Raw genomic sequence first — 23,778 nt, 5'->3', positions numbered from 1 at the left:
TGTTTTACCGGATCGGGGGCATCGTCGGCGTGTCGTGCTCGGCCATCATCTCCCTCAGCTTGCGCACGAACATGAACAGCGCCACTCCCGCGACGATCGCCATCGCGGCGAGCACCAGGTAGTACGTGGTGTCGGACATGACGCTGCTCAGCCTGCCGGTCTGGCCGCCCACCGCGTCGCCGACCGAGACGGCGATGAACCAGACGCCGAGCATCTGGCCCTTGAAGGCCGCGGGTGCGAGCTTGGTCGTGACCGAAAGCCCGACCGGGCTCAGCGACAGCTCGCCGAAGACCTGGATGAGGTAGACCAGCACCAGCCACCACACGCTGACCTTGCCGCTCTCGGCGAGCTTGGCGGCCAGCGCCATCACGACGAAGCTCAGACCGACCATGATCAGCGCGAACGCGAACTTCTGCGGCGTGCTGACCCGGTTGCCGAGCTTGAGCCACAGCGCCGCGAACACCGGTACGAAGATCATGATGAACAGCGGGTTGAACGACTGCGTGGTGGCCGCCTGGATCGGCACGCCCAGCAGGTTGAGGTCGGTGTTGTTCTGGGCGAAGAACAGCAGCTTGCTCGGCGCCAGGTCGTAGATCATCCAGAAGATGGCCGCGGCGATGAACAACCAGATGTAGGCCTTCATCTTGGAACGTTCGTCGGCGGTCAGCTCGTGGGGGCCGCGCAGCACGTAGAGGAAGTAGACGATCGGCACGGCCAGGATGACGATGGTCACGACCAGCGTGAAGCGGTCGAGGTCGAAGGTGCCGCTGGCGATCCAGACGGCCAGGACGGCCAGCACGACGACGACGCCGACCAGCGTCAGCCGCAGCACCTTGGTGCGCTCCGCCGGGGTCAGCGGCTCGCCGGGCCGGTCGCCGACGCCGCGCAGCTGCTTGCGGCCGAGGGTGTACTGCACCAGGCCGAGCGCCATGCCGACCGCCGCCGCGCCGAAGCCGAGGTGCCAGCGGTCGTCGGCGGCCAGCCAGCCCACGACCAGCGGGGCGAAGAAGGCGCCGAGGTTGATGCCCAGGTAGAACAACGAGAAGCCGGAGTCGCGGCGGCCGTCGTCGCCCTCGGGATAGAGCTTTCCGACCATCACCGAGATGTTGGGCTTGAGCAGGCCGGTGCCGGTGATGATGAGCAGCAGGCCGATCGCGATGAAGGCCGGCCCCTGGACCGGGATGGCCATGCTGATGTGGCCCAGCATGATGACGAAGCCGCCCCAGAACACCGACCTGCGGGCGCCCAGGATGCGGTCGGCGACCCAGCCGCCGGGCAGCGCGACGAGGTAGATGAGCGCGCCGTAGACGCCGACGACGGCCTGGGCGGTCTCCTCGGTCATGCCGAGGCCGCCGGTGGCCGGGGAGGCGGCCAGGAAGGTGGCCAGGATGGCGCGCAGCCCGTACCAGCTGAAACGTTCCCACATCTCGGTGCCGAAGAGCGTGGCCAGACCCCAGGGATGACCGAAGAACGTCCTGCCGCTGCTGCTCATGCGCGCCCCCCGAACGACACGTTGTGCATGTGATCCAACACTCTACGTGACCGGTCTCGTGAAGCTGTCTCACAGGGTCTTGCCGCTTCCCCCGGCGTGTGGTGCGATGCATCCCACTCGTGCAAGTGAATACTGACTGGAGGCGGGCGCCATGGCCGAAGTCCTTGAGGTACGGGCCGAGATCGAGTCGCAGATCGCCGGCCGTACCGTGTGCGAGCAGCTGAGACAGGTCGCCGCCGACCATCCCGGCTCCCCCGCCTACTCCGACCCCGAGGGCGAGGGCTGGCGCACACTCACCTACGCCGAGGCGCGCGAGAGGGTGCTGACGATCGCGGCGGCGTTCGCGGAGCTCGGGCTGGAGCCCGGCGAGGCCGTGGCGCTGATGATGGTCAACCGCGGCGAGCACGTGCTGGCCGACCTCGGAGCGGTGCACGCGGGCGGCGTGGGCTGCACCATCTACTCGACCTTCGCCGCCGAGCAGATCGCCTTCGTGGCCGCCGACGTCGGCGCCCGCTACGCCGTGCTGGGCGGCCCGGCCGACGTGGACCGCTGGATGCCGGTCCTGGACCAGCTCACCGAGCTGCGGCGGATCATCGTGCTGGACGGCGCGCCCGAGGGCGACGAGCGCTTCCTGTCATGGGCGGACTTCCTGGCGCTCGGCGAGCGCGCGCTGGCCGCGGGCCGCGACGCCGTGGACGCCCGCTGGCGGGCCGTCAGCGCCGACGACACCGTCACGGTCCTGTACACCTCGGGCACCACCGGCATGCCCAAGGGCGTGCCGCTCACCCACCGCAACGTCTTCTACGAGGTGGCCTCCACCGACCGCCTCACCACGCTGCCCGTCCAGGGCACGCAGATCAGCTACCTGACCTACGCGCACATCGCCGAGCGCGTCCTCAGCCTCTACCTGCCGCTGATGAAGGTCTCGCACGTCTACTTCTGCACCGACCTGGCCAACCTCGGCGCCACGCTGGGGCAGGTCCGGCCGATGATGTTCTTCGGCGTGCCGCGCGTGTGGGAGAAGATGATGGCGCGCCTGCAGGCCGTCCTCGCCACCCAGCCCGAAGAACAGCAGCAGCAGGTACGGCAGGCCATGGCGGCCGGCGTCGCCTACGTCGAGGCGGGCCAGCACGGCGGCACGATCACCCCCGAGATCCAGGCCGCCTACGACCAGGCCGACAAGGCGCTGCTGTCGGTGGTCCGCTCGATGATCGGCTTCGACCAGGCCCAGTGGACGGCGACCGGCGCCGCGCCGCTGCCAGGCGAAGTGCAGCGCTTCTTCGCCGGCCTCGGCCTGAAGGTCATCGACGTGTACGGCATGACGGAGACGACCGGAGCCTTCACCGGCAACAGCCCCGCCGACTACAAGCTCGGCACGGTGGGCAGGGCCGAGCCCGGCGTCGAGATCCGCATCGCCGAGGACGGCGAGATCCTCACCCGCAGCCCGCTCAACACCGGCGGCTACCTGAACCGGCCGGAGGAGAGCGCGGCCCTGATCGACGAGGACGGCTGGCTGCACACCGGCGACATCGGCTCGATCGACGAGGACGGCTTCGTGCGGGTCGTGGACCGCAAGAAGGAGCTCATCATCACCGCGGGCGGCGAGAACATCTCGCCCGCCAACATCGAGAGCCACCTGAAGGAGCACCCGCTCATCGGCCAGGCGCTCGCCTACGGTGACGGCCGCCCGCACCCGGTGGCGGTCCTCACGCTCGACGCCGAGCTCGCGCCCGCGTGGGCGCAGGCCCGCGGCGTCGCCTTCTCCTCACTGGCCGAACTGGCCCAGAACGGCGAGGTGCTCAAGGAGGTCGAACGGGCCGTGGAGGCGGCCAACGCCAAGCTGGCACGGGTGCAACAGGTCAAGCGCTGGGCCCTGATCGGCAGCGAGTGGACGGCCGAGACGGCGGAGCTCACACCGAGCCTGAAGCTGAAGCGGCGCGTCATCCACGCCAAGTACGCCGACGTCATCGAGGGGCTTTACGTGGACTGACGGCTTTTGCCGTTGGGGGCGTGTGTCCTACCCCTGGCCATTACCGGATGGTTCCTACCGTCTTGATCATGACTAGCAGAGTCCTTCTGGCTTCGCTCGCGGTGGGAGCCCTCGCGGTACCCGTGCCGGCGGCCAACGCGGCGGACGAGCCCGCCATCCGAGAGATCACCATACGTCCGGCCGATCCGGTGGTCGGGCCCAGCGGATCGGTCCGCCTCGTCATCGAGGTCGTCGCCCAGGGGGTGGACGGCCGCGAAGGGGTCACCGTCAAGGTGGACCCGGGCGCGCCACCGGACGGGGTGCCCGCGCCTCCGGTGGACCCCGTGGATCCGCCGCCGGTGACCCCGCCGCCGCTGGATCCGTCGCCTCCACTGCCCGCGCCCACCGTCGTCCCGTCCGTCGCGCCGTCCGCCCTGCCGTCAGCCGTGCCCTCGGTCGCGCCGTCCGCGGTGCCGTCGGCTCTGCCGTCCGTGGCTCCGTCGGCTCTTCCGTCGGCCCTTCCGTCCGTGCTGCCGTCCGCCGCGCCTTCCGCGCTGCCGTCGGTCGCGCCCTCCCAGGTCCCGCCGGTGCCCGCGCCGCTGCCGCCCGCTCCCGGGCTCGCCGTACCGTGGCGGGCGCCGCAGTGGCAGGAGGACAAGGCCGAGCCGATGCGCCGCGGCGACGGCTGGCAGACCTGGCGTTTCCTGCCCGAGAAGGGCCTGACCCGCTACTACCCGTCGGGCACCTGGACGATCGTCGCCACGGCGACCAGCCCCGACGGCAGGAGCGTGACCGCGTACAAGACGTTCAAGCTGCGCAAGGAGACCCGCCTGACCTCGGTGCAGGCCACCAAGGTGGCCGGCACGAAGGCCGTGCGGCTGCGCGGCGTGCTGACCCGCGTGGACCCGATGGGCTTCACCGACTACGCCCCGTTCGGCAACCAGCGCATGGAAATCCTGCACCGCCGCGACGAGAAGTCGCCGTGGAAGCAGGAGGCCGTGGCGACCACCTCGGAACTGGGCAAGTTCGGCAAGACCGTGCTGGGCCCGGCGAAGGGGCAGTGGCGGGCCCGGTTCCCGGGAACCGGTCACTACGCCGCCGAACTCTCCTCGGTCGAACATATCGGAGATCGTCCTTGACCTTCGCTTTACCGGCCGTTGCCGAATCGTGATCATTCTGGCGGCAACCTTTCCCTGCCTTTGCGCGTCATTGGCGTAGACGTGTTCTGTCCCGGAGCACGTCTCGACGGGGAAGGAAGTTTTTAGATGATGCGACGTCTCGCGGCCGCGGCAGCTGCTGCCGCGCTCGGCACCGCCGTGCTGGCGACCGCCACTCCCGCCATGGCCGAACCTCCCGGCCTCGGCTTCGACACCGGCGACTACGGCGACGGCGGCAACACCCGCCTGTCGTTCGACGCCAACCCGGAGCCGGTCTGGAAGGGCTCGCGCCTGACCCTTGAGGGCAAGCTCTCGGTGCAGTGCGACGAGGACTACATCAACGGCTACGTGCAGGTGTTCAACGCCGACCACTGCCGTGAGGGCAGCTGGTACTGGCTCGGCGGCAAGCGGATCACGATCCTCTTCAAGCCGAACTACTCCGGCCGCTGGCACTACGTCGACACGGTCCGCACGGACAACGGCGGCTACTTCCACACCGGGGCCCGCGCCTGGACCTCCGGCACGTGGAAGGCGGTCTTCGAGGGCAGCAGGTACCTCGAGGGCTCGGCCGCGACCGACTGGGTGAGGGTCGTTCGCCACTAGTCACAGCGCAAGCGGAACGCCCGGCCCTCTTGTCCCGAAGGGCCGGGCGTTTCGCTGTCCGCACCAGGAGTCAGACCATCGGGATGAGCGTCTCGGCCGGGCGGGGGCCGACCGGGCCGCGGGCGTCGGCGGCCGCGAGCATGCGGGCCGCCTCGGCCAGCACCGCCGGAGGCTGGGTAAACGGCAGGCGGACGTAGGACTCCAGGGTTCCCTCCAGGCCGAACCAGGGGCCGGGCGCCAGCCGTAGCCCGTGGGTGGCCGCGGCCTCGGCGAAGGCGATGGCGTTGCCGCGCGGCAGCCGTATCCACAGGGTGCCGCCGCCGCGCGGGACGGTGAAGCTCCACTCGGGCAGGTGCGCACGCACCGCGGCGACGAGCGCGTCACGCGAGGCGCGCAGCGTGCGGCGGCGCTCGGCGCGCGTCTCCTCCATCCGGTCGAACAGCCGCGCCACGATCAGCTGTTCCATCACCGGGCTGGCGATGTCGACGGCCGCGCGGTGCAGGGCCAGGCGGCGGGTGAGCGCCTCGGTGCTGCGGATCCAGCCGATACGCAGCCCGCCCCACCACAGCTTGGACGCCGACCCGATCGTGATCACGCGGCTGTCGGTGTCGAAGGCGGCCATCGGCGCGGTGCCCGGCACTTCCTCCATCGCCAGCTCCGCCCAGGTCTCGTCGATGAGCAGCATGGTGTCGGTACGGCGGGCCGCCCCCACCACCGCCGCCCGGGTGGCGTCGTCCATGAGCGCCCCGGTGGGGTTCTGGAAGTCCGGCATCAGGTAGGCGAGCCTGGCCGCCGACTGCCGCATCGCGCCCGCGACGAGGTCGGCCTGCCAGCCCGCGTGGGTGATGCCGACCGGCGCGATCCTGGCGCCGCGCTGGCGGGCGGCGTCGATGGCGTGCGGATAGGTGGGCGACTCGACGAGCACGGTGTCGCCGGAGCCGACGAGCAGCCCCATGACGAGCTGGATGGCGTGCTGGGAGCCGGTGGTGACGAGGATCTGCTCGGGCCGGGTGGCCAGGCCACGCGCGCCGTAGTGGGCGGCGATGCGCTCGCGCAGGACGGCCAGGCCCATCGGGTCGTAGCCGTTGCCCATGCCGTAGCGGCCCACGTCGTCGACCGCATCCAGCATGGCCTCGCGCAGGTGCGAGGTGGCGCCGGGGGCGGCGCAGTGCAGCTGGAGCAGCCCGTCGTCGCCGGTGGACAGCCACGGGTTGTCGACGGTGGTGGCCGGGTCGGGCAGCTCCGTCCAGCTGCCCGAGCCCTGGCGGCTGCCGAGGTAGCCCTGCTCGCGCAGCAGGTCGTAGGCGGAGGTCACGGTGGTGCGGCTGACGCGAAGCTGCTCGGCCAGATGGCGTTCGGCGGGCATGCGCACGCGGACCGGGATCTGGCCGTCCAGGATGCGCGCCCGCACCGCGCCGGCCAGCGCGCGGTAGTAGGGACGGGCGTCCCGCGGCACCGCGACGAGCCTCGCGACCTGCACCGCACTCAAGAACCTCATAAGGCCACTTTTCACGATTGGCCCTTTTAGCGCAACCCAAACCCCTGCCACCATGAGACCACTATGAGCGAAATGTCCGTCCCTACCGTGGGTTCCCTTCCGTCCCGTCTCCTGCGCCTCTACGGCGGCCTGGCCCTGTACGGCCTCGGCATCGGCCTCCAGATCGAGTCCGGCGTGGGCAACAGCCCGTGGGACGTCTTCCACCAGGGCGTAGCACTCAGGACGGGCCTGACCATCGGCACGATCATCATCGCGGTCGGCGCGCTGGTGATGCTGCTGTGGATCCCGCTGAAGCAGAAGCCCGGCATCGGCACGATCAGCAACGTCGTCTTCCTCGGCCTGTTCGCCGACGCCGCGATCTGGCTGCTGCCCACCCCGGGCCACTGGGCGCTCAGCTGGACGTACCTGCTGACCGCCGTCGTCACCATCGCCCTGGCCACCGCGCTCTACATCAGCGCGGGGCTGGGCCCGGGCCCGCGCGACGGCATCATGACCGGCCTCATGCGCCTCGGCCTGTCGGTACGGCTCGGCCGCTTCCTCATCGAGATCACCGCGCTGGGCGTCGGCTGGCTGCTCGGCGGCACGCTCGGCCTCGGTACCCTCGTCTTCGCCCTGGCCATCGGCCCGCTCACGCAGATGTTCACCCGCTGGTTCCCGCTGACGCGAGAGACCCCCTGAACCTCCCGTGGAAGCTGACGGACATGACGCGACATGATCGATAGCTTCCACGGGACCACCCCGCGGACGGGTAGCGTCGGTCCCATGCGGATCGAGGACTACGCGATGATCGGGGACATGCAGTCGGCGGCCCTGGTGGGCAGAGACGGCTCCATCGACTGGCTCTGCCTGCCGAGGTTCGACTCCCCGTCGTGCTTCTCCGCCCTGCTCGGCGGCGAACGCAACGGGCACTGGTGGCTCGGCCCCACCGGCAGGCGGGCGGCGACCAGACGCCGATACCGGCCCGACACGCTCATCCTGGAGAGCGAGTGGGACACCCCGACGGGCACCGTCCGCGTGATCGACTTCATGCCGCCGCGTGACAAGAACCCCGACGTCGTCCGTATCGTCGAAGGCGTCAGCGGCGAGGTGGAGGTCTCCACCCAGCTCCGCGTCCGCTTCGACTACGGCCGCATCGTGCCGTGGGTGCGCCGCAGCGACGGCCACCTGCAGGCCATCGGCGGCCCCGACTCGGTCTGGCTGCACTCCCCCGTCCCGCTCAAGGGCGGCGACTACGCCCACCGGGCCACGTTCACCGTCCGCGAGGGCCAGCGGCTGCCGTTCGTGTTCACCTGGCACCCCTCGCACGAGCCGATGCCCCGCGAGATCTCCGCCGAGGGCCAGCTCGCCGAGACCGAGGCCATGTGGGCCGAATGGGTGGCCAGGTGCACCTACGAGGGCCCCCACCGCGACGCCGTCGTACGTTCGCTGATCACGCTGAAGGCGCTCACCTACGCCCCCACCGGCGGCATCGTCGCCGCGCCCACCACCTCGCTGCCCGAGGACATCGGCGGCGTGCGCAACTGGGACTACCGCTTCTGCTGGCTGCGCGACGCCACCCTCACCCTCGACGCCCTCATCAGCTCCGGCTACATCGAGGAGGCGGGCGAGTGGCGCGCGTGGCTGCTGCGCGCGATCGCGGGCCGTCCGCAGGACCTGCAGATCATGTACGGCGTCGCCGGCGAGCGCCGCCTGCCCGAGCTCGAACTGGCCTGGCTGGACGGCTACGAGGACTCCCGCCCCGTGCGCATCGGCAACAACGCCGTCAACCAGCTCCAGCTCGACGTCTACGGCGAGGTCATGAACTGCCTGTTCGTCTCCAGGAAGATGGGCCTGGGCGCCGACGACCGCGCCTGGGCCATCCAGCGCGAGCTGCTGGCCTACGTCGAGGAACACTGGGACGAGCCCGACGAGGGCCTGTGGGAGGTACGCGGCCCGCGCCGCCACTTCACCCACTCCAAGATCATGTGCTGGGTCGCCCTGGACCGGGCGGTCCGCTACGTGGAGGAGTTCGGCCGCGTCGGCCCGGTCGACCGCTGGAAGCGGCTACGCGAGGTCGTCCACGCCGAGATCTGCGACAAGGGCTACGACCCGGTACGCAACACCTTCACCCAGTCCTACGGCTCGACCGAACTGGACGCGGCGCTGCTGCTCATGCCCCTCATCGGCTTCCTGCCCGTCGACGACCCCCGGGTGACCGGCACGGTGGCCGCCATCGAGAAGGAACTGCTGTCCGACGGGTTCGTGCTGCGCTACCCGGTGGCCGCCGACAACGACGTCGACGGCCTGGCCGGGGCCGAGGGCGCGTTCCTGGCCTGCAGCTTCTGGCTGGTCGAGGTCATGGCCCTGCAGGGACGCAAGAAGGAGGCCGAAGAGCTGTTCACCCGCCTGCTCGGGCTGCGCAACGACCTGGGACTGCTGGCCGAGGAGTACGACCCCCGCTACGCCCGGCTCGTCGGCAACTTCCCGCAGGCCTTCAGCCACGTGCCCCTGGTCCACGCCGCCCGCGCCCTGTCGTGACCCGTCCCGCCGAATAACGGCACGGCCGCCGCGGCGGCGCGGCCGTACCGGGTACTGAGGCCGCCGTGGCGGCGGGCGTGCTCACGCGGGTCCCCGGCGGTGGGGCTCGTCCCAGTCGGCCGCGCCGGGCGCGACATCGATGCGTTTGACGTCCGGGTTGTCCTCGGGCGGGCGGTGGCCGAACGTGGTGAAGTCGGTGGTATCGCGGAAGGCCGGGCGCTGGTAGAGGTCGCGGGCGTAGGCCCACAGATGCGGGAAGCCGGACAGGGGACGCTCGCTGATCCTGTTGGCCGGGTTGTAGCCGAGGTCGAAGCGGGCCAGCGTCACCCACAGCCGGACGTCGGCCTCGGTGAGCTGCTCACCGACCAGGTAGCGGTGCCCGGCCAGGTGCGCGTCCAGGCTCTCGAAGGCGGCGACCACACGCTGGCGCAGGTCGTCGTACTCCTCCTGGGTGCGCGCCCGGCCCACGAGGGAGACGCCGCGGTTGACCCGGTGGAGGATCTCGTCGTTGCGCGCGTCGATCAGCGCCCGCAGCTCGGCCGGGTACAGCCGCTCCGGCGAGTCCGACCAGCGCGCGAATCGGGTGGCCAGGTCGAGGGTGATGTCCGGGTAGTGGTTGCTGACGATCCTGCCGCCTGCCCGGTCCCACAGGACCGGCACCGAGATGTGCCCGGCGTATCCGGGCTCGGTGGCCTCGTACGCCTGCTCAAGGAAGGCGAAGCCGTTCACCGGGTCGGGGCCGCGGCGCTCGCGGAAGGCCCAGCCGCGGCCGTCTCGCTCGTCGTCGACGTAGCTCAGGCCGACCACCTGCTCCAGCCCGGCGAGCGTGCGCACGATCGTCGCGCGCTGCGCCCACGGGCACAGGTGGGCGGCGTACAGGTGGTAGCGGCCCGGCTCGGCCGGGAACGGGTCGGCGCCGACGCGGCCCTGGAAGGGGTAGATCGGGCGGTTCCACTCCGGCGAGGTGTGCAGCCGTCCCGGACCGTAGGGACCGTAGGCGGCCTGATCGGCGGGCGGGGCGAAGACGGTCATCGGAGCTCCTCTGTCAATGCAAGAAAGCCGGGGACGGGATCGCCGGGAAGGGATTGTCGGGCGTCAGGATGACCCGGCGGGTCTCGCCCTCCTGCTCGGCCGCGTCCAAATGCAGCAGCGCCGCCCCGATGCCCGCGGCCCCGACCATGTAGCCGGTGTCCGCGCTCACCTCCCCCGGCCGCAGCCGCCGGTAGGCCTGGTACCACCGGTTCCCCCGCCCGTCGTGCCCGGTCGCCCGGCCGATGAGGTGCTCGGCGAGCGTGCGCGCGTACTCCCGGTACGGCTCGTGGCCGGTCACCGCCCACAACCCCACGAACAGCTCCACGAGCCCGGCCGTCCCGCAGCACTGGCAGGCGGAGTTCCAGTAGCCGTTGGTCTGCTGGTACGGCACGCCGCTGGCGATGATCCCGGCGGCCAGGCGCTCGGTCCAGTCGAGGTCGCCCAGTTCGCCGGCCACGCGGTAGAGCTCGTAGAACATGCGGGCCACGCCCGCCGAGCCGGAGCAGTAGCCGAGATAGTGCAGGCCGCGCCCGTGCGGCACGTGGTGCGGCACGTACGCCGCGTGGTTCGTCACCACCGCCACCGACTTGACGAACCCCGAGCCGCGCCTGGCCGCCTCCAGGAAACGCTCGTCGCCGGTGACGCCGTACAGGCGGGCCAGGAGGAAGGCGGTGCCGGCCGTACCGCTGTAGAAGCCGGGCGTGACCGCGTCGGTCGGGATGCCGGGGCAGTCCCCGAACTGGTGCCCCGGCACCGCCTGCGCCCTGATGCGCTCGCCCGCCTCCAGCGCCGCCTGCTCGTAGGCGGGCACGCCAAGCATGGCCGCGGCGCGCAGCAGCCCGAGCACGATCCCGCCGTCACCCCTCTGGGCGGGGTCGTTCGACCAGCCCAGTCCTCCTGCCAGCGGACGGGCCCTGGCGACGATGTGGCCGGCGGCGGCCCGCGCCTCGTCTTCGAGCCGCTCCTCCCCCAGCACCCATCCGGCCTCGGTGAGCGCGAAGACGGTCCCGGCCAGGCCGTGGTAGAGCGTGAGGTCCTGCTGCTCACGCCAGGTGGCGGCCAGGTATCGGGCGCCTTGGCGGGCCTCCTCCAGGTACGCCTCGTGGCCGGTGGCGGCGGCCAGGTCGAGGAAGAACAGCACGATGCCGGCGGCGCCCGCGTACAGGGAGGCGGGTTCCGATCCCACGGCCGCGCGGCCGCGGTGGTCGGGGTTGGCCTGCCAGCGCCGCCCGTGCCCGTGGTCGGACCCCGCCGACCTGATCCAGCGTCCGGCCAGGATGGCCGCGTTCAGAGGAGTGGTCCGCTCGTGGCTCACCCTCGCAACTATCCCACACATTTGGTAGGAAATTAAGGTATCGACGGGTCATCCGGCGTGGAAGGGCCGGAACGCGGCTCAGACGGCCAGGCGGGCGAGGACCTGAGCGAAGTCCGGGGGCGGGGTGACCACGAGGCGGGCGTGGCCCTCGTGCAGGACGATGTCGGCCCTCAGGTGGGTCAGGCGGCCCTCGTGCCACCAGTACACCTGGTCGCTCATGCCGTCGGTCCTCGCGGCGTGCAGGCGCAGCCGTTCGATGGCGCGTACGACGCCGAGGCCGTTGACCGGGTGCACCAGCAGCGTGTACGGGTCGGGCAGAACCACCAGCACCCCGTCCCTCGGCACCGGAAGGTAGTCCGGCAGCCAGCGCAGGTGTGTCGGTGCGGTCGGGGAGGGACCGGTCAGGCGGGTGACGGGGGTGCCGGACAGCTCGATCGACTCGACGGTCAGCCGCTCGCCCTCGCGTACGTTCCTGGAGGCCAGTTCGAGCGCCTTGGCCGACGGCAGCGGCCAGCAGCCGGCCTCCTCCGGGCGGATCAGGCGGGGGCCCACGCTCAGCAGTTCCACCAGGTCGCCGTTGAGGTGGCGGCCGACGACGCGGGTCAGGTCCTCGACGGCGTCCACGGCTTCCACGCGGGTACGCAGCAGCATGCGCACCTGGTCCAGGTCGCAGAAATCGACCAGGTCACCGGAGACCGCGTTGCCGAGGTGCTCGGAGACGAGCGTGGGCCAGTCCTCGCGGGGCCGTCGACCGGCCTCCCTGCGCAGGCCGGTCAGCCGGACCAGAACGAGTCCGTCGCGCATCGGCCGGGTGTCCCTGCCCAGGTCGAACGCCGACCGGACGCCACCGTCCGGACCGGGTGTCAGGGTCAGGGTGGCACCGTCGGCGGCGAAGTCGCAGCCGTAACCCAGCGAGTCCGCCACCAGGGCGAGAAGCGAATCGAGGTCCACGTCCTCAGGGCGGCGGCGGGACGGCTCACGCCTGAAGAATTTCACGCGCTCTATCCCCTCATGCCGGTTTCGTCCCTGCGTGTTTCTCCTACCTTGCCGTGTCGACGTCGCTGAACTGACCAGCCAGCGAGCACGATTCGGTATCGATAGCACCAAGCGCACCAAGCCAGATGCTCAGCTGCGGAGTGCCGTGTCCCACGGGAAGCCCGGCCAGCACGGGGACGCCGAGCGGCAGCAACCGCTCCCGCAGAACGGGGTACGGGTCTCCGCACTCCTCCCAGGAGCCGAGCGCAAAGCCGAGCACTCCCTGGAAGGCCCCGGCCCGCAGGAGTTGCGTGAGCATCCGGTCGACGCGGTAAGGCGCCTCCCCCACATCCTCCAAAAACACGATATTTCCGGTAAAGCGTGGCTGCCACCGGGTCCCGCACAGCGACGCCAGCACCGACAGGTTCCCCCCGGCGATCGGACCCGTGACCGGACCCGTGACCGGACCCGTGACCTGGCCAGTGGCCGAACCGGCCGGCGGACCGGCGGCTCCGGGGAGCGGCCGCGACAGCATCGACGTGCCCGCCACCGACCACGGCTCGCCCTTCAGCGCCCCGGTCAGCGACGCCCAGGTCGCCGGCTCCGGCCCGCCTTCGTCGGAGAACGTCGTGCAGGCCGGCATCGGACCGTGCAGCGTCGCCACCCCCAGCTCCGCCCGGAACGCCTGGTGCAGAGCCGTCACGTCGCTCGACCCCACGAGCGTCTTGGGCCCGGCGGCCCGCATGGCGTTCCAGTCCAGCAGGTCGAGGACCCTGGCGGCGCCGTACCCTCCCCTGGTGCAGAACACCGTGGTGACGGCCGGATCGCACCAGGCGGCCTGCAGGTCGGCGGCGCGCGCGGCGTCCGAGCCGGCCAGGTAGGGAAGGTCCTGGCGCGCCATCGTGTGCGCGCCCACCACGACCCGCACGCCGAGCCCTTCCAGCAGCGCCACCCCGCGCGCGAGCCGGACGGCGTCGGGCGGTCCCGAGGGGGAGACGACGGCGACGGTGTCACCCGGCCGCATGAACCAGCTCCTTCACCAGCGCCGGCAGCGCCTGGCCGATCGGCTCGCGGACGACCTCGTGGGCGAAGTCGTCGTAAGGGGTGGGCTGGGCGTTCATGACGACCAGGCGGGCGTCGGCGTCGATCGCCTCGCCGCACAGCCCGGCGGCCGGATGCACGGTCAGCGACGTGCCCACGGCGAGGAACAGGTCGCAGGACCGCGCCGCCTCCAGCGCCGCGTGGATGACGAGCGGCTTGAGCGACTGGCCGAAGGAGATCGTGTCGGCCTTCTGGATGCCGCCGCACTCCGGGCACGGCGGGTCCTCCTCCCCCGCCTCGACCCGGTCGAGCACCTCGCGCATGGGCGTGCGCAGCCCGCAGGTCATGCAGACGACGTGGAAGAGCGTGCCGTGCAGCTCGATGACCTTCTCCGGCGAGTTGCCCGCGCGCTGGTGCAGTTCGTCGATGTTCTGGGTGAGCAGGGCGCGCAGCAGGCCGGCGCGCTCCAGCTCGACGAGGGCGGCGTGGCCGCCGTTGGGGCGGGCGTCCCAGGCGGCGTGCTCACGCCTGCCGATCCACGCGCGGCGCCGTACGTCGGGGTCGGCCAGGTAGGTGTCGATGGTGTACAGCTCCTGGGCGGCGGGGTCCTTCGTCCATACTCCCTGGGGCCCGCGAAAGTCAGGAATCCCGGAATCCGTGGAGATTCCCGCACCTGTCAGGACGGTCACCGACATTGGCTCGCTCACCTGGCAAACGGTGTCACACTTGGATGCCGTATGCGACTTCCGCCTCACATCCTCGTGGTCAACGGCATCAAGGTCCGCCGCCCGGTGTTCCTGCTCGGAGCTCCGCATTCGGGTACGGACCTGCTCGCCCGCGCGTTGAAACGTTCCCCCGGCTTCCACGTGACGACCGGCAGGGCCTGCGTGGCCAACGTCGTCTACGCCTTCGCCCGCAAACCCTCCATCGCCGGTGGTCCAGGCGCGGTCCGCGTGCTGCGCGACTCGCTGGCCGAGGCGTGGCAGGTGCTGCGCGGCTCGTGCGGCCTGTGCCCGGAGACCTGCCGCGAGGCGGGCGGCGTGACCGGCCTCGGCCCGTGCGTGGCCACCAGCACCGTGACCCGCTTCGGCGACGCCAGCCCCGACCTGCTCTACAGCGCGCCGGTGCTGCGACAGGCCTTCCCCGACGCCCGGTTCCTGCAGCTGATCCGCGACGGCCGCGACGTGGCCGTGGACATGCTGGCCGACCCGTCGTGCCTGGCCTGGTTCCGTCCGGTGATGCTGGCCGAGGGCACCGAGTTCCCGAACGCGTTCCTGGGACTCAGCCGCGACGAGCACCGCGAGCGCTGGAAGGACATGCCGGCCGCGGGCAAGTCGGCGCTGCGCTGGCGCAGCGCCGTGCGCCTGAGCGCCTCCCTGCGCCGCGACCTGCCCGCCGAGCAGTTGCTGACGCTGCGCTACGAGGACCTCGTGCTGCGGCCCGCGCAGACGATCGCGTCGGTGTCGGAGTTTCTGGAGACGCGCGTGTCGAAGGTCGCCCTGTACGGCCGGCCCATCCCGAAGGCCGGCTCCTGGCGCTCCGGCCTGCGCCCCGACGACCTGGCCCTGGTGGAGAAGGTCGCCAGGCAGGAGCTCACACGCCTGGGCTACCTGTCGAGCTGAACTGCGTGCGGTAGAGCTCGGCGTACAGCCCGCCGCGCTCCAGCAGTTCGTCGTGCCCGCCGCGCTCGGCGATGCGGCCGTCCTGGACGACGAGGATCGTGTCGGCCTCGCGGATCGTCGAAAGCCGGTGGGCGATGACCAGCGAGGTACGCCCGGCCAGCGCCGTCTTCAGCGCCTGCTGCACGGCCGACTCCGACTCGGAGTCGAGGTGGGCGGTGGCCTCGTCCAGCACGACCACGCGCGGCGCCTTCAGCAGCAGCCGGGCCAGCGCGAGGCGCTGCTTCTCCCCGCCGGACAGCCGGTAGCCGCGGTCGCCGACGACGGTGTCGAGCCGGTCGGGCAGAGCCTCGACCAGGTCGGCGATCTGCGCCGCGCGCAGCGCCTCCCAAATCTCCTCCTCCTCGGCGTCAGGCCTGGCGTAGCGGAGGTTGGCGCCGATGGTGTCGTGGAAGAGGTGCGCGTCCTGCATGACGACGCCCACGGTGTCGTGCAGCGAGGCCAGTGTGGCCTCGCGCACGTCGACGCCGTTGACGCGCACCGCGCCCTCGTTCACGTCGTACAGGCGCGAGACCAGCGAGGTGATCGTGGTCTTGCCCGCTCCCGAGGGGCCGACGAGAGCAATGAGTTGTCCCGGCCCGGCGGTGAACGACACGCCCTTGAGCACCGGGTGCGACGGGCCGGTGTCCTGGCGGGCCACCGACTCCAGGGAGGCCAGCGAGACCTCCTCGGCCGCCGGGTAGCGGAAGCGCACGTCGTCGAAGGTGATCGTGACCGGCCCGTCGGGCAGCGGCCCGGCCCCCGGCTTCTCGGCGACCATCGGCCTGAGGTCGAGCACCTCGAAGACCCGGTCGAAGCTGACCAGCGCCGTCATCACGTCCACATGCACGTTGGACAGCGAGGTCAGCGGGCCGTACAGGCGCATGAGCAGCGCGGCCAGGGCGACCAGCGTGCCGAGCTCGAAGACGTCGCGGGTGGCCATGACGCCGCCGATGCCGTAGACCAGCGCGGTGGCCAGGGCGGCGACCAGGCCGAGCGCGACCCGGAAGACGGTGCCGTACATGCCGACGGTCACGCCGACGTCGCGCACCCTGGCCGCCCTCCTGCCGAACAGGTCGGTCTCCTCCTGCGGCCGGCCGTACAGCTTGGCGACCATCGCGCCCGCGACGTTGAAACGCTCGGTCATCACCGAGCTCATCTCGGCGTCGAGTTGCATCTGCTCGCGCGTCAGCGCGGACATGCGCCGGCCCACCCACTTGGCGGGCACGATGAAGACCGGCAGCAGCACCAGCGCGATCAGCGTGACCTGCCACGACAGCGCGAGCATGGCGCCGAGCACGAGCAGGAGGCTGATGACGTTGGACACCACCGACGACAGCGTGCTCGTCAGGGCGCGCTGGGCGCCGATGACGTCGGTGTTGAGGCGGGAGACCAGCGCGCCGGTCTGGGCGCGCATGAAGAAGGCCACCGGCATGCGCTGCACGTGGTCGAAGACCTCGGTGCGCAGGTTGTAGATGAGCCCCTCGCCGATGCGCGAGGAGAACCAGCGCTGCGCCAGCGTCAGCCCGGCGTCCAGCAGGGCCAGCGCGGCGATCGAGACCGCCAGCGCGATCACCACGCCCGGCCGCTTGGGCAGGATGCCGTCGTCGATGATGGCCTTCATGAGCAGCGGGTTGGCCACCACGATCACCGCGCCCGCCACGACCAGCAGCAGAAACGCGGTGATCTGCTTCTTGTACGGCCGCGCGTAGGAGGCGATGCGCCGCACGGTGCCGGGCGTCAGCCGCTGGTCCATGACCGACTCGTCACGGCGCAGCGACCGCATCGCCTGCGGGCCGAACCCGCCACCCATCATCGCCATTGTCTGGTCAGCACGCGGGCGCCTGCGGCTGTTCCCCTCTCAGCTCCCGGCGAACAACGCCCGGATCCGCGCCGCCTGCTCCGTCCGCTCGGCGGCACTCTGCTCCTCCAGGGTGCGCGTCTGCGCCCCCTGGAGGAGACGCTTGGTCGCCGCGGCCGCTTCCCTGTTGGTCGACAGCAGCTGCGCGACCTTCTCCTGTACGGCTTTCGCCAGCTCACCCGGTTCGACGACCTGTTCGGCCAGGCCGATCCGGAAGGCTTCCTCGGCCCCGACGACGCGGGCGGTCAGGCACAGGTCCTTCGCCTTGGCGAGGCCCACCAGCTCGACCAGCGGTTTGGTGCCGGTCAGGTCGGGGACCAGGCCCAGTGCGGGCTCCTTCATGCAGAATGTGACGTCGTCGGCCACGATCCGAAGATCGCAGGCGAGGGCAAGCTGGAATCCGGCGCCGATCGCATGGCCCTGAACGGCCGCGATCGAGACGATCTCCGGACGGCGCAACCACAGGAATCCCTGCTGTGCTCGTTCGATCCCCTTGTCGAACGTGTCCTGATCCTGCCGGGCCACAGAGCTGAACGAGCCCTGTCCCGGAACCCCCTCGGGGGTGAACATGCGTAGGTCGATCCCTGCCGAGAAGGACGGTCCCTCACCTCTCACCACGACGACGCGTACCCGCTCCGGCAGGCTGTCGCCGATGCCGGCCAGTGCCGACCAGGTCGCGAACGTTTGCGCGTTCCGCTTCTCCGGTCGTGCGAGCGTGATCGTGGCAATCTCACCGTCCACCTCGAAGCGCAGGCCCGCCTCCTCGAAAGAGGCGTCCCTCGCACTCCCCCCGCGCTGATAAGGCGCCTTCGCTTCCGCCATCGCCTCGCTCCGTCCGTCGCTGTGCCGTCGCGCCCGAGCTTACAGAATAAGATTCTGACCCGGGCGCGACGGCCGGTCGACTGGAGACGAAGCGGCTGCGGTCGCGACGTTCCGAGGCGGCCTTAGCGCTTGGACTTGCCTCGGGTCGCCCCGCCGCGCCCGCGCAGAGTCACTCCGGACTCGCTGAGGATGCGGTGGATGAACCCGTAGGAGCGACCGGTCGAAGCGGCCAGGGCGCGGATGCTCTCACCCGCGGCGTAGCGCTTCTTGAGATCACCGGCCAGCTTGTCGCGGTCGGCCCCGGTCACCCGGGTGCCTTTCTTCAGAGTCTCGGCCACGAGTACCTCCTGTAGTGCCAGACTTCCGCAGCGTTACACCGCCATGATCAGTCATTTCAGCGGGATCGGCTACCTACTCCACGGGAAAAGATCCGTACCCACTCAAATTCAGATCAGGCGAGTGCCACAAGATCGGAAAATTCCTCGCTCCACGCGTCTTCAGTTCCGTCTGGTAGCAAGATCACCCTATCCGGTGAAAGAGCATCAACGGCACCCTCGTCATGGGTAACCAGGACGATTGCTCCTGAATACGACCGCAAAGCGGTGAGGACTTGCTCCCTGGAGACGGGGTCGAGGTTGTTAGTGGGCTCGTCCAGGAGGAGGACGTTGGCGCTCGACAACACCAGCAGCGCAAGGGCCAGCCGAGTTTTCTCACCTCCTGACAGCACCCCCGCCGGCTTGTCAACGTCGTCGCCGGTGAACAGGAAAGATCCGAGGACCTTTCTCAGCTCGGTGTCGGTGAACTCCCCGCCGGCGGAGCGCATGTTCTCCAAGAGGGTGCGATCGGCCTCCAGGGTCTCGTGCTCCTGAGCGTAGTAGCCGATCTTGAGGCCGTGACCCGGACGGATCTCGCCGGTGTCGGGATCCTCGACGCCGCCGAGGATCCGCAGCAGCGTGGTCTTGCCCGCGCCGTTGAGCCCGAGGATGACGACCCGGTGACCTCGGTCGATGGCCACGTCGACGTCGGTGAAGACCTCCAGCGAGCCGTAGGACTTCGACAGGTCCACGGCCTGCAGCGGCGTCTTGCCGCACGGGGAGGGGTCGGGAAAGCGCAGCTTGGCGACCTTGTCGCTCTGACGCTCCTCCTCGGTGCCGGCCAGCAGGCGGTTGGCGCGGCGCATCATGTCCTGGGCCGCCTTGGCCTTGGTGGCCTTGGCGCGCATCTTGTCGGCCTGCGCCAGCAGCGCGCCCGCCTGCTTCTCGGCGTTGGCCCGCTCGCGCTTGCGGCGCTTCTCGTCGGTCTCGCGCTGGTCCAGATAGGCCTTCCAGCCGACGTTGTAGTGGTCGATCACGCAGCGGTTGGCGTCGAGGTGGAGGACCTTGTTGACCGTCGCTTCAAGAAGACCGACGTCGTGACTGATGATCACCAACCCGCCGTGATGTGATCGCAAAAAATCACGAAGCCACCCGATTGAGTCTGCATCAAGGTGGTTTGTCGGCTCGTCGAGAAGGAGAGTTTCCGCTCCGCTGAAAAGAATGCGTGCCAATTCCACGCGTCTGCGCTGGCCGCCCGAGAGCGTTTCGAGCGGCTGCTTCAGGACCCTGTCCGGGAGCCCCAGGCTGGAGGCGATCGAGGCCGCCTCCGCCTCCGCCGCGTAGCCGCCCAGGACGTGCATCTGGTCCTCGAGCCTGCCGTACCTGCGCACGGCCTTCTCGCGGGTCTTGTCGTCGGCGGAGGACATCGCCAGCTCCGCCTGGTGCAGCTTGCGCAGCACCTCGTCCAGGCCGCGCGCCGACAGGATGCGGTCGCGCGCCAGCACCTGCAGGTCGCCGGTACGCGGGTCCTGCGGCAGGTAGCCGACCGCGCCCGTGGTCGTGACCGTGCCCGCGGCGGGCAGGCCCTCACCCGCCAGCACCTTGGTCAACGTGGTCTTGCCCGCCCCGTTCCGGCCGACAAGTCCTATTTTGTCGCCTGGATTGACGCGGAAGTTGGCCTTCTCGATCAGCAGACGCGCACCGGCGCGCAGCTCGATGTCAGTAGCAAGGATCATGGTTGAAAGGACGCTCCCGGGCTAGGAAAGGACGTCGGAGACGTGGGCATGCTTGCGCCGGTTAACCGGGAGTGTGCATGCGGCCAGTCTACGGTCCCCCGCGGCCCCCGGGCTCTGGGTCCACGACCCGGATGCGCACCGCGCGGAACTGCTCCGGAGCCTCCTTCAGCACCGCCAGCCTGGGATCGGGCACCACCAGGAACGGCTCCGCCTCCAGCGCCACCAGCGGCGCCAGCCGCCGATCGGCCCTGAGCGCGTCGGCGGCCTTCCTGTCGCCCCCGAACACCACGGCCTCCAGCCCGTCCAGGTGCGGCGTCAGCACGCGCAGCGCCGTCTCGGCGGCGGCCTCGAACGCCTGGTTCGCCTGGAGCGCGCGCCGCCTGGCGAACCGCTGCTGCGACCAGCCGCCGGCCGCCGTACGCCCCTGCACCAGCCGCGACCCCACCTTGGACGCGACCAGTTCGCTCCCCTGAAACACCCCCGCCGCATACCCGCCGAGCCGCACCAGCACCACGCCCACGCGCCGCTCCCGCTGAGCATGCGCCACGAACCTCGACACATAAGGCGGCCCTTGGATCATCGGCGGAAACGGCACGTGCATCTCCGCCAGCGCCCCGTCCCCGGCCCGCAGCCGCACGACCAGGTCATCCCCACCGGCCTCGAACGCCCCATGCCGGTCGGCGAACCCGTCGATCCACCTGTTCAGCCGCCCAGGCGCGACCGACACCCATCTCCCCCCACCCCGCGCCGGCCCCATCCCGCCCTCTCCTGTTCTCCCTTAAGGGCGCCCATCCGTTACGGCTGTCGCCGCCCACCCCGCCACCCGCCGCCGTGCGCCGGCGCCGATCGTGGGGGTCGCTTCTCACGTCGGACGTCGTCCCCACCGCAACGACCCTTCGTCACCCATCTCCCTGGGCAACCTACCGCCCTGCCCCGGTGTCGTGCCCGCTTGCTTTTGCCCTCGGGCGCCCACCAACGGCCTCTGCGCCAGCACGGTCAGCGCCTCCCCACGGCGATTCCCCCGAGCGTGGCTCTCTCGTGCGGCACGTGTTGTCCGGCACGTCCCGCCTCTCGGCAGGCGCATCGGACTGGTCCGGGTGGCAGGTGACATGCGGTGGCTGGGGGATGGAGCTGTGTCGGGGGTTCTGGTCAGGGACCGTTGGGGCTTGGGCGGGGTTCTGGTCAGGGCGGGTGGGGGCTGGGGCGTGGGGGGTCTCACAGGGGGCTGCCGGGGGCGGTGGGGCCTGGGGTGCAGGTGGGGTGGGCTGCGGGAGCGGAAGGGAGCTGGGGGTGGCCAATGCGGGGGTTCGGTGGTAAGGAACACTGCCTGAAATGTCGGTGAACTTCGTTTCCCGGCACTTATGCCGCACCGGTTGCCGGGCGGATCATTTTGGCGTGTCTTCCCAGTTCACAGCCCCTGTTGTAGATCTTGACACGGGGGCGGTCATCGCGACGCACGCCACAGACAGCATCCCTCAGGGACCGCTGCCGCTGCTGCTCGACCTGCCCGTCCAGGTGGTCCTGAACGGCGCCGGCGCGCTGGCCCCGCTCCACGAAGCGCTCCGCCGGGCCGGCCGGCACCCGCGGGAGGTGGTGCTCACCCTCCGGGGTACGTGTGGGGAGACCGAGAAGGACGTGTTCAAGGTCGGCCTCGACGGGCTGCGTGCCCACGGTTACCTGCTGGCCTTCAGCGGGTCGGGCGGCGTGCCGCTGGATCTGGTGTCGCAGGCCTCGCCGTACCTGCTGCTTCTGGAGACGGAGCTGGTCGCGCGGATGCCGCGCGACCACCGCAGCGTCGCGGTGGCGCGCGCGACCGCGACGCTGGCCCGCGGGCTGGGCGCGCATGTGCTGGCGCCCGGCGTCGAGGACGAGGCGGAGCTGGGCGCGGCCCGCAGCTGCGGCGTACGGCTGGCCTACGGGCCGCTGCTCGCCCCGGGACCCGACGGGCGGGTGCGGGTGCCGCTGCCCGCGCCCGAGGAGACTCCCGAGGCGTTCATGCTGGGGCCGAGGGTGCAGGAGCTGCTGCTGCCGGCGGTGACGCTGCCCGCCCAGGCCAACGCCGAGGACGTGGTCGCGGCGTTCGGGCACGAGCCGTCGATCTCCAGCGTGATCCTGGTCGACGAGTACCAGCGGCCCAAGGGGAGCCTGGACCGCAGCCGGTTCCTGCTGTCGTTCGCGGCGCGCTACGGGCACGCGCTGCACGGCAAGAAGCCCGCCCACCGGCTGGCCGACCCGCCCAGGACGGTGCCGCGCACCACCCCTGCGGTGGCGGCCATGCAGGCGGCGGGGCGCGACTCGATGCGCGTGTACGACGACCTGGTGGTGACCGACGAACTGAACCGCTGCCTGGGCATCGTCCGCGTCTCCGACTTGATCCGGCATGTCTCCAAGACCTGACATGTCGTGAAACCGTGATGGATCGGCCCTGTCTCGCGGCCTCGCGTGCGGGTAAGCAGGAGGCGTGAACCAGCAGCTGAACAGACGGGCCCTGCTCAGTGCCGGACTCCTGGCCGGGGTGGGCGCGTGCACCTCCGCTCCCCCGGCCGCCGCCCCGACCGGCGGCAGCCCGGCGCCACCGCTCAAGGCCGACGACTGGGCGTCGGTGCGCGCCCAGTTCGACCTGCCCAAGGATCGTGCCGACTTCGCCGCGTTCGTGCTGGCCCGCCACCCCGCCGAGGTCCGCCGCGCGATCGAGGAGCACCGCAGGGGGCTGGACGCCGACCCCGAGTACCTTCCCGCCGGGGGCAACCCCGACCAGGCCGTACGCGAGGCCGCGGCACGCTACGTGGGCGGCGCACCGGCCCAGATCGTGCTCACCGACAGCACCACGATGGGCCTGGCCCTCCTGTACGGCGGAATCGGGCTCCTGCCCGGCCAGGACGTGCTGACCACCGAGCACGACTTCCTGGCCACGCACGAGGCGCTGAGGCTGCGCACCGAGCGCACCGGCGCCGCCGTACGCCGGGTGCGCCTGTACGACGAACCCGCCAAGGCCTCCGTGGACGAGATCGCCGGCCGGCTGCGCAAGGCGATCGGCCCGAGGACCAGGATCGTCGCCGTCACCTGGGTGCACTCCAGCACCGGCGTGCGGCTGCCGGTCAAGGAGATGGCCGCCGTCGTCGCCGAGGCCAACAAGGGCCGCGAGGACAAGGATCGGGCGCTGCTGTGCGTGGACGGCGTGCACGGCTTCGGCGCCATGGCCGACGGCGCGGAGGACCTCGGCTGTGACTTCCTGGCCAGCGGCACCCACAAGTGGCTGTGCGGGCCGCGCGGCACCGGCATCGTGTGGGGACGGGCGTGGGAGGCGGTCGTGCCGCTGATCCCGAGTTTCGGCCAGGCCAGTTTCGACTACTTCTTCGAGGGGTCATCACAGCAGCCGGTCACCGCCGAGTACTTCACTCCCGGCGGCTACAAGGCGTTCGAGCACCGCTGGGCGGCCGGCGCCGCCTTCGCCTTCCAGGAGGCGATCGGCAAGGACCGAGTCCAGGCCCGCATCCAGGAACTGGCCACCCGCCTCAAGAGCGGACTGGCCGGGGTCGCCCACGTCAAGCTGGCCACTCCGGTCGCGCCCGAACTGTCGGCGGGACTGGTGTGCATGGAGGTGGACGGGATCGCCAATCCGTACGAGGCGGTGGGCAGGCTGCGCGAACAGCACCGGATCGTGGCCAGCAGCACCCCGTACCGCGAGTCGCTGCTGCGGCTCGGGACCACGATCATGAACACGCCCGAGGAGGTCGACCGGGCCGTCAAGGCGGTCGCGGCCCTGCGCTAGCCGGAGCGGACCTCCC

The 23,778-nt window shown here is 70.9% G+C and carries 20 protein-coding genes; 8 read left to right on the top strand and 12 right to left on the bottom strand.

Features of this window, described 5'->3' with window-relative positions; all coding sequences use genetic code 11:
- Window positions 1-4: 4 nt before the first annotated feature.
- Complete coding sequence (locus tag ACIBHY_RS08145; RefSeq protein ID WP_397250114.1) at window positions 5-1,492, bottom strand: peptide MFS transporter; 1,488 nt, start codon at window positions 1,490-1,492, stop codon at window positions 5-7.
- Window positions 1,493-1,643: 151 nt separating this feature from the next.
- Here ACIBHY_RS08145 and ACIBHY_RS08140 point away from each other — a divergent pair, with 151 nt between their 5' ends.
- The 3 genes from ACIBHY_RS08140 (at window position 1,644) to ACIBHY_RS08130 (ending at window position 5,221) form a co-directional block, all read left to right on the top strand.
- Window positions 1,644-3,482 carry an AMP-dependent synthetase/ligase gene (locus ACIBHY_RS08140; protein WP_397250116.1) on the top strand — a complete coding sequence of 613 codons (1,839 nt, stop codon included), beginning with the start codon at window positions 1,644-1,646 and terminating at the stop codon, window positions 3,480-3,482.
- Window positions 3,483-3,550: 68 nt separating this feature from the next.
- Window positions 3,551-4,600 (top strand): hypothetical protein, encoded by a 1,050-nt coding sequence (locus ACIBHY_RS08135; RefSeq protein ID WP_397306292.1) that lies wholly within the window; start codon window positions 3,551-3,553, stop codon window positions 4,598-4,600.
- Between the two features lie 126 nt (window positions 4,601-4,726).
- A complete protein-coding gene (locus ACIBHY_RS08130) occupies window positions 4,727-5,221 on the top strand; it encodes a hypothetical protein (RefSeq protein WP_397250120.1) in 495 nt (164 codons plus the stop codon).
- 70 nt (window positions 5,222-5,291) lie between these two features.
- Here ACIBHY_RS08130 and ACIBHY_RS08125 read toward each other — a convergent pair whose 3' ends face one another.
- Window positions 5,292-6,719 carry a PLP-dependent aminotransferase family protein gene (locus ACIBHY_RS08125; RefSeq protein WP_397306291.1) on the bottom strand — a complete coding sequence of 476 codons (1,428 nt, stop codon included), beginning with the start codon at window positions 6,717-6,719 and terminating at the stop codon, window positions 5,292-5,294.
- A 72-nt stretch (window positions 6,720-6,791) separates the two neighbouring features.
- Between ACIBHY_RS08125 and ACIBHY_RS08120 the strand changes: the two genes are divergently transcribed.
- Window positions 6,792-7,397: a YitT family protein gene (locus tag ACIBHY_RS08120; protein WP_397250124.1), complete on the top strand. Its 606-nt coding sequence runs from the start codon at window positions 6,792-6,794 to the stop codon at window positions 7,395-7,397.
- Window positions 7,398-7,481: 84 nt separating this feature from the next.
- Window positions 7,482-9,236 carry a glycoside hydrolase family 15 protein gene (locus ACIBHY_RS08115; RefSeq protein ID WP_397250126.1) on the top strand — a complete coding sequence of 585 codons (1,755 nt, stop codon included), beginning with the start codon at window positions 7,482-7,484 and terminating at the stop codon, window positions 9,234-9,236.
- Between the two features lie 81 nt (window positions 9,237-9,317).
- On the opposite strand, the gene ACIBHY_RS08110 is transcribed toward ACIBHY_RS08115, so the two are convergent.
- From ACIBHY_RS08110 to ACIBHY_RS08090, 5 genes are all read right to left on the bottom strand, one after another.
- A complete protein-coding gene (locus ACIBHY_RS08110) occupies window positions 9,318-10,268 on the bottom strand; it encodes a glutathione S-transferase C-terminal domain-containing protein (RefSeq protein ID WP_397306290.1) in 951 nt (316 codons plus the stop codon).
- A 13-nt stretch (window positions 10,269-10,281) separates the two neighbouring features.
- Window positions 10,282-11,583 (bottom strand): lanthionine synthetase LanC family protein, encoded by a 1,302-nt coding sequence (locus ACIBHY_RS08105; RefSeq protein WP_397250130.1) that lies wholly within the window; start codon window positions 11,581-11,583, stop codon window positions 10,282-10,284.
- Between the two features lie 78 nt (window positions 11,584-11,661).
- Window positions 11,662-12,579 carry a hypothetical protein gene (locus tag ACIBHY_RS08100; protein ID WP_397306289.1) on the bottom strand — a complete coding sequence of 306 codons (918 nt, stop codon included), beginning with the start codon at window positions 12,577-12,579 and terminating at the stop codon, window positions 11,662-11,664.
- A 43-nt stretch (window positions 12,580-12,622) separates the two neighbouring features.
- Complete coding sequence (locus tag ACIBHY_RS08095) at window positions 12,623-13,582, bottom strand: LD-carboxypeptidase (RefSeq protein WP_397306288.1); 960 nt, start codon at window positions 13,580-13,582, stop codon at window positions 12,623-12,625.
- Window positions 13,569-14,294, bottom strand: a complete 726-nt coding sequence (locus ACIBHY_RS08090) for an SIR2 family NAD-dependent protein deacylase (protein ID WP_397306575.1) — start codon at window positions 14,292-14,294, stop codon at window positions 13,569-13,571. The genes ACIBHY_RS08095 and ACIBHY_RS08090 overlap by 14 nt, the downstream gene beginning before the upstream one ends.
- A gap of 42 nt (window positions 14,295-14,336) precedes the next feature.
- Between ACIBHY_RS08090 and ACIBHY_RS08085 the strand changes: the two genes are divergently transcribed.
- Complete coding sequence (locus ACIBHY_RS08085; protein WP_397250136.1) at window positions 14,337-15,221, top strand: sulfotransferase family protein; 885 nt, start codon at window positions 14,337-14,339, stop codon at window positions 15,219-15,221.
- On the opposite strand, the gene ACIBHY_RS08080 is transcribed toward ACIBHY_RS08085, so the two are convergent.
- From ACIBHY_RS08080 to ACIBHY_RS08060, 5 genes are all read right to left on the bottom strand, one after another.
- The gene (locus tag ACIBHY_RS08080) at window positions 15,193-17,079 is read right to left on the bottom strand and encodes an ABC transporter ATP-binding protein (protein WP_397250138.1); all 1,887 of its coding nucleotides are present in this window, start codon (window positions 17,077-17,079) and stop codon (window positions 15,193-15,195) included. The genes ACIBHY_RS08085 and ACIBHY_RS08080 overlap by 29 nt on opposite strands.
- A 39-nt stretch (window positions 17,080-17,118) precedes the next feature.
- Window positions 17,119-17,940, bottom strand: coding sequence for an enoyl-CoA hydratase/isomerase family protein (locus ACIBHY_RS08075; protein WP_397250140.1), 822 nt, complete (start codon window positions 17,938-17,940; stop codon window positions 17,119-17,121).
- A gap of 122 nt (window positions 17,941-18,062) precedes the next feature.
- Window positions 18,063-18,278, bottom strand: a complete 216-nt coding sequence (locus ACIBHY_RS08070; RefSeq protein WP_157247547.1) for a helix-turn-helix domain-containing protein — start codon at window positions 18,276-18,278, stop codon at window positions 18,063-18,065.
- A gap of 113 nt (window positions 18,279-18,391) precedes the next feature.
- Window positions 18,392-19,990, bottom strand: a complete 1,599-nt coding sequence (locus ACIBHY_RS08065; protein WP_397250142.1) for an ABC-F family ATP-binding cassette domain-containing protein — start codon at window positions 19,988-19,990, stop codon at window positions 18,392-18,394.
- Window positions 19,991-20,078: 88 nt separating this feature from the next.
- Window positions 20,079-20,717: an acVLRF1 family peptidyl-tRNA hydrolase gene (locus ACIBHY_RS08060; RefSeq protein WP_397250144.1), complete on the bottom strand. Its 639-nt coding sequence runs from the start codon at window positions 20,715-20,717 to the stop codon at window positions 20,079-20,081.
- Window positions 20,718-21,385: 668 nt separating this feature from the next.
- On the opposite strand from ACIBHY_RS08060, the gene ACIBHY_RS08055 reads away from it, so the two are divergent.
- Window positions 21,386-22,387, top strand: a complete 1,002-nt coding sequence (locus ACIBHY_RS08055) for an EAL domain-containing protein (protein WP_397250146.1) — start codon at window positions 21,386-21,388, stop codon at window positions 22,385-22,387.
- A 64-nt stretch (window positions 22,388-22,451) separates the two neighbouring features.
- Window positions 22,452-23,762 (top strand): aminotransferase class V-fold PLP-dependent enzyme, encoded by a 1,311-nt coding sequence (locus tag ACIBHY_RS08050; RefSeq protein WP_397250148.1) that lies wholly within the window; start codon window positions 22,452-22,454, stop codon window positions 23,760-23,762.
- The last annotated feature ends 16 nt before the right edge of the window (window positions 23,763-23,778 follow it).

It is taken from the genome of Nonomuraea sp. NPDC050547, assembly GCF_044457345.1.
GTDB lineage: Bacteria > Actinomycetota > Actinomycetes > Streptosporangiales > Streptosporangiaceae > Nonomuraea.
The sequence above is the reverse complement of the archived record's forward strand: the minus strand, read 5'-3'. Positions and strand labels throughout refer to the sequence as shown.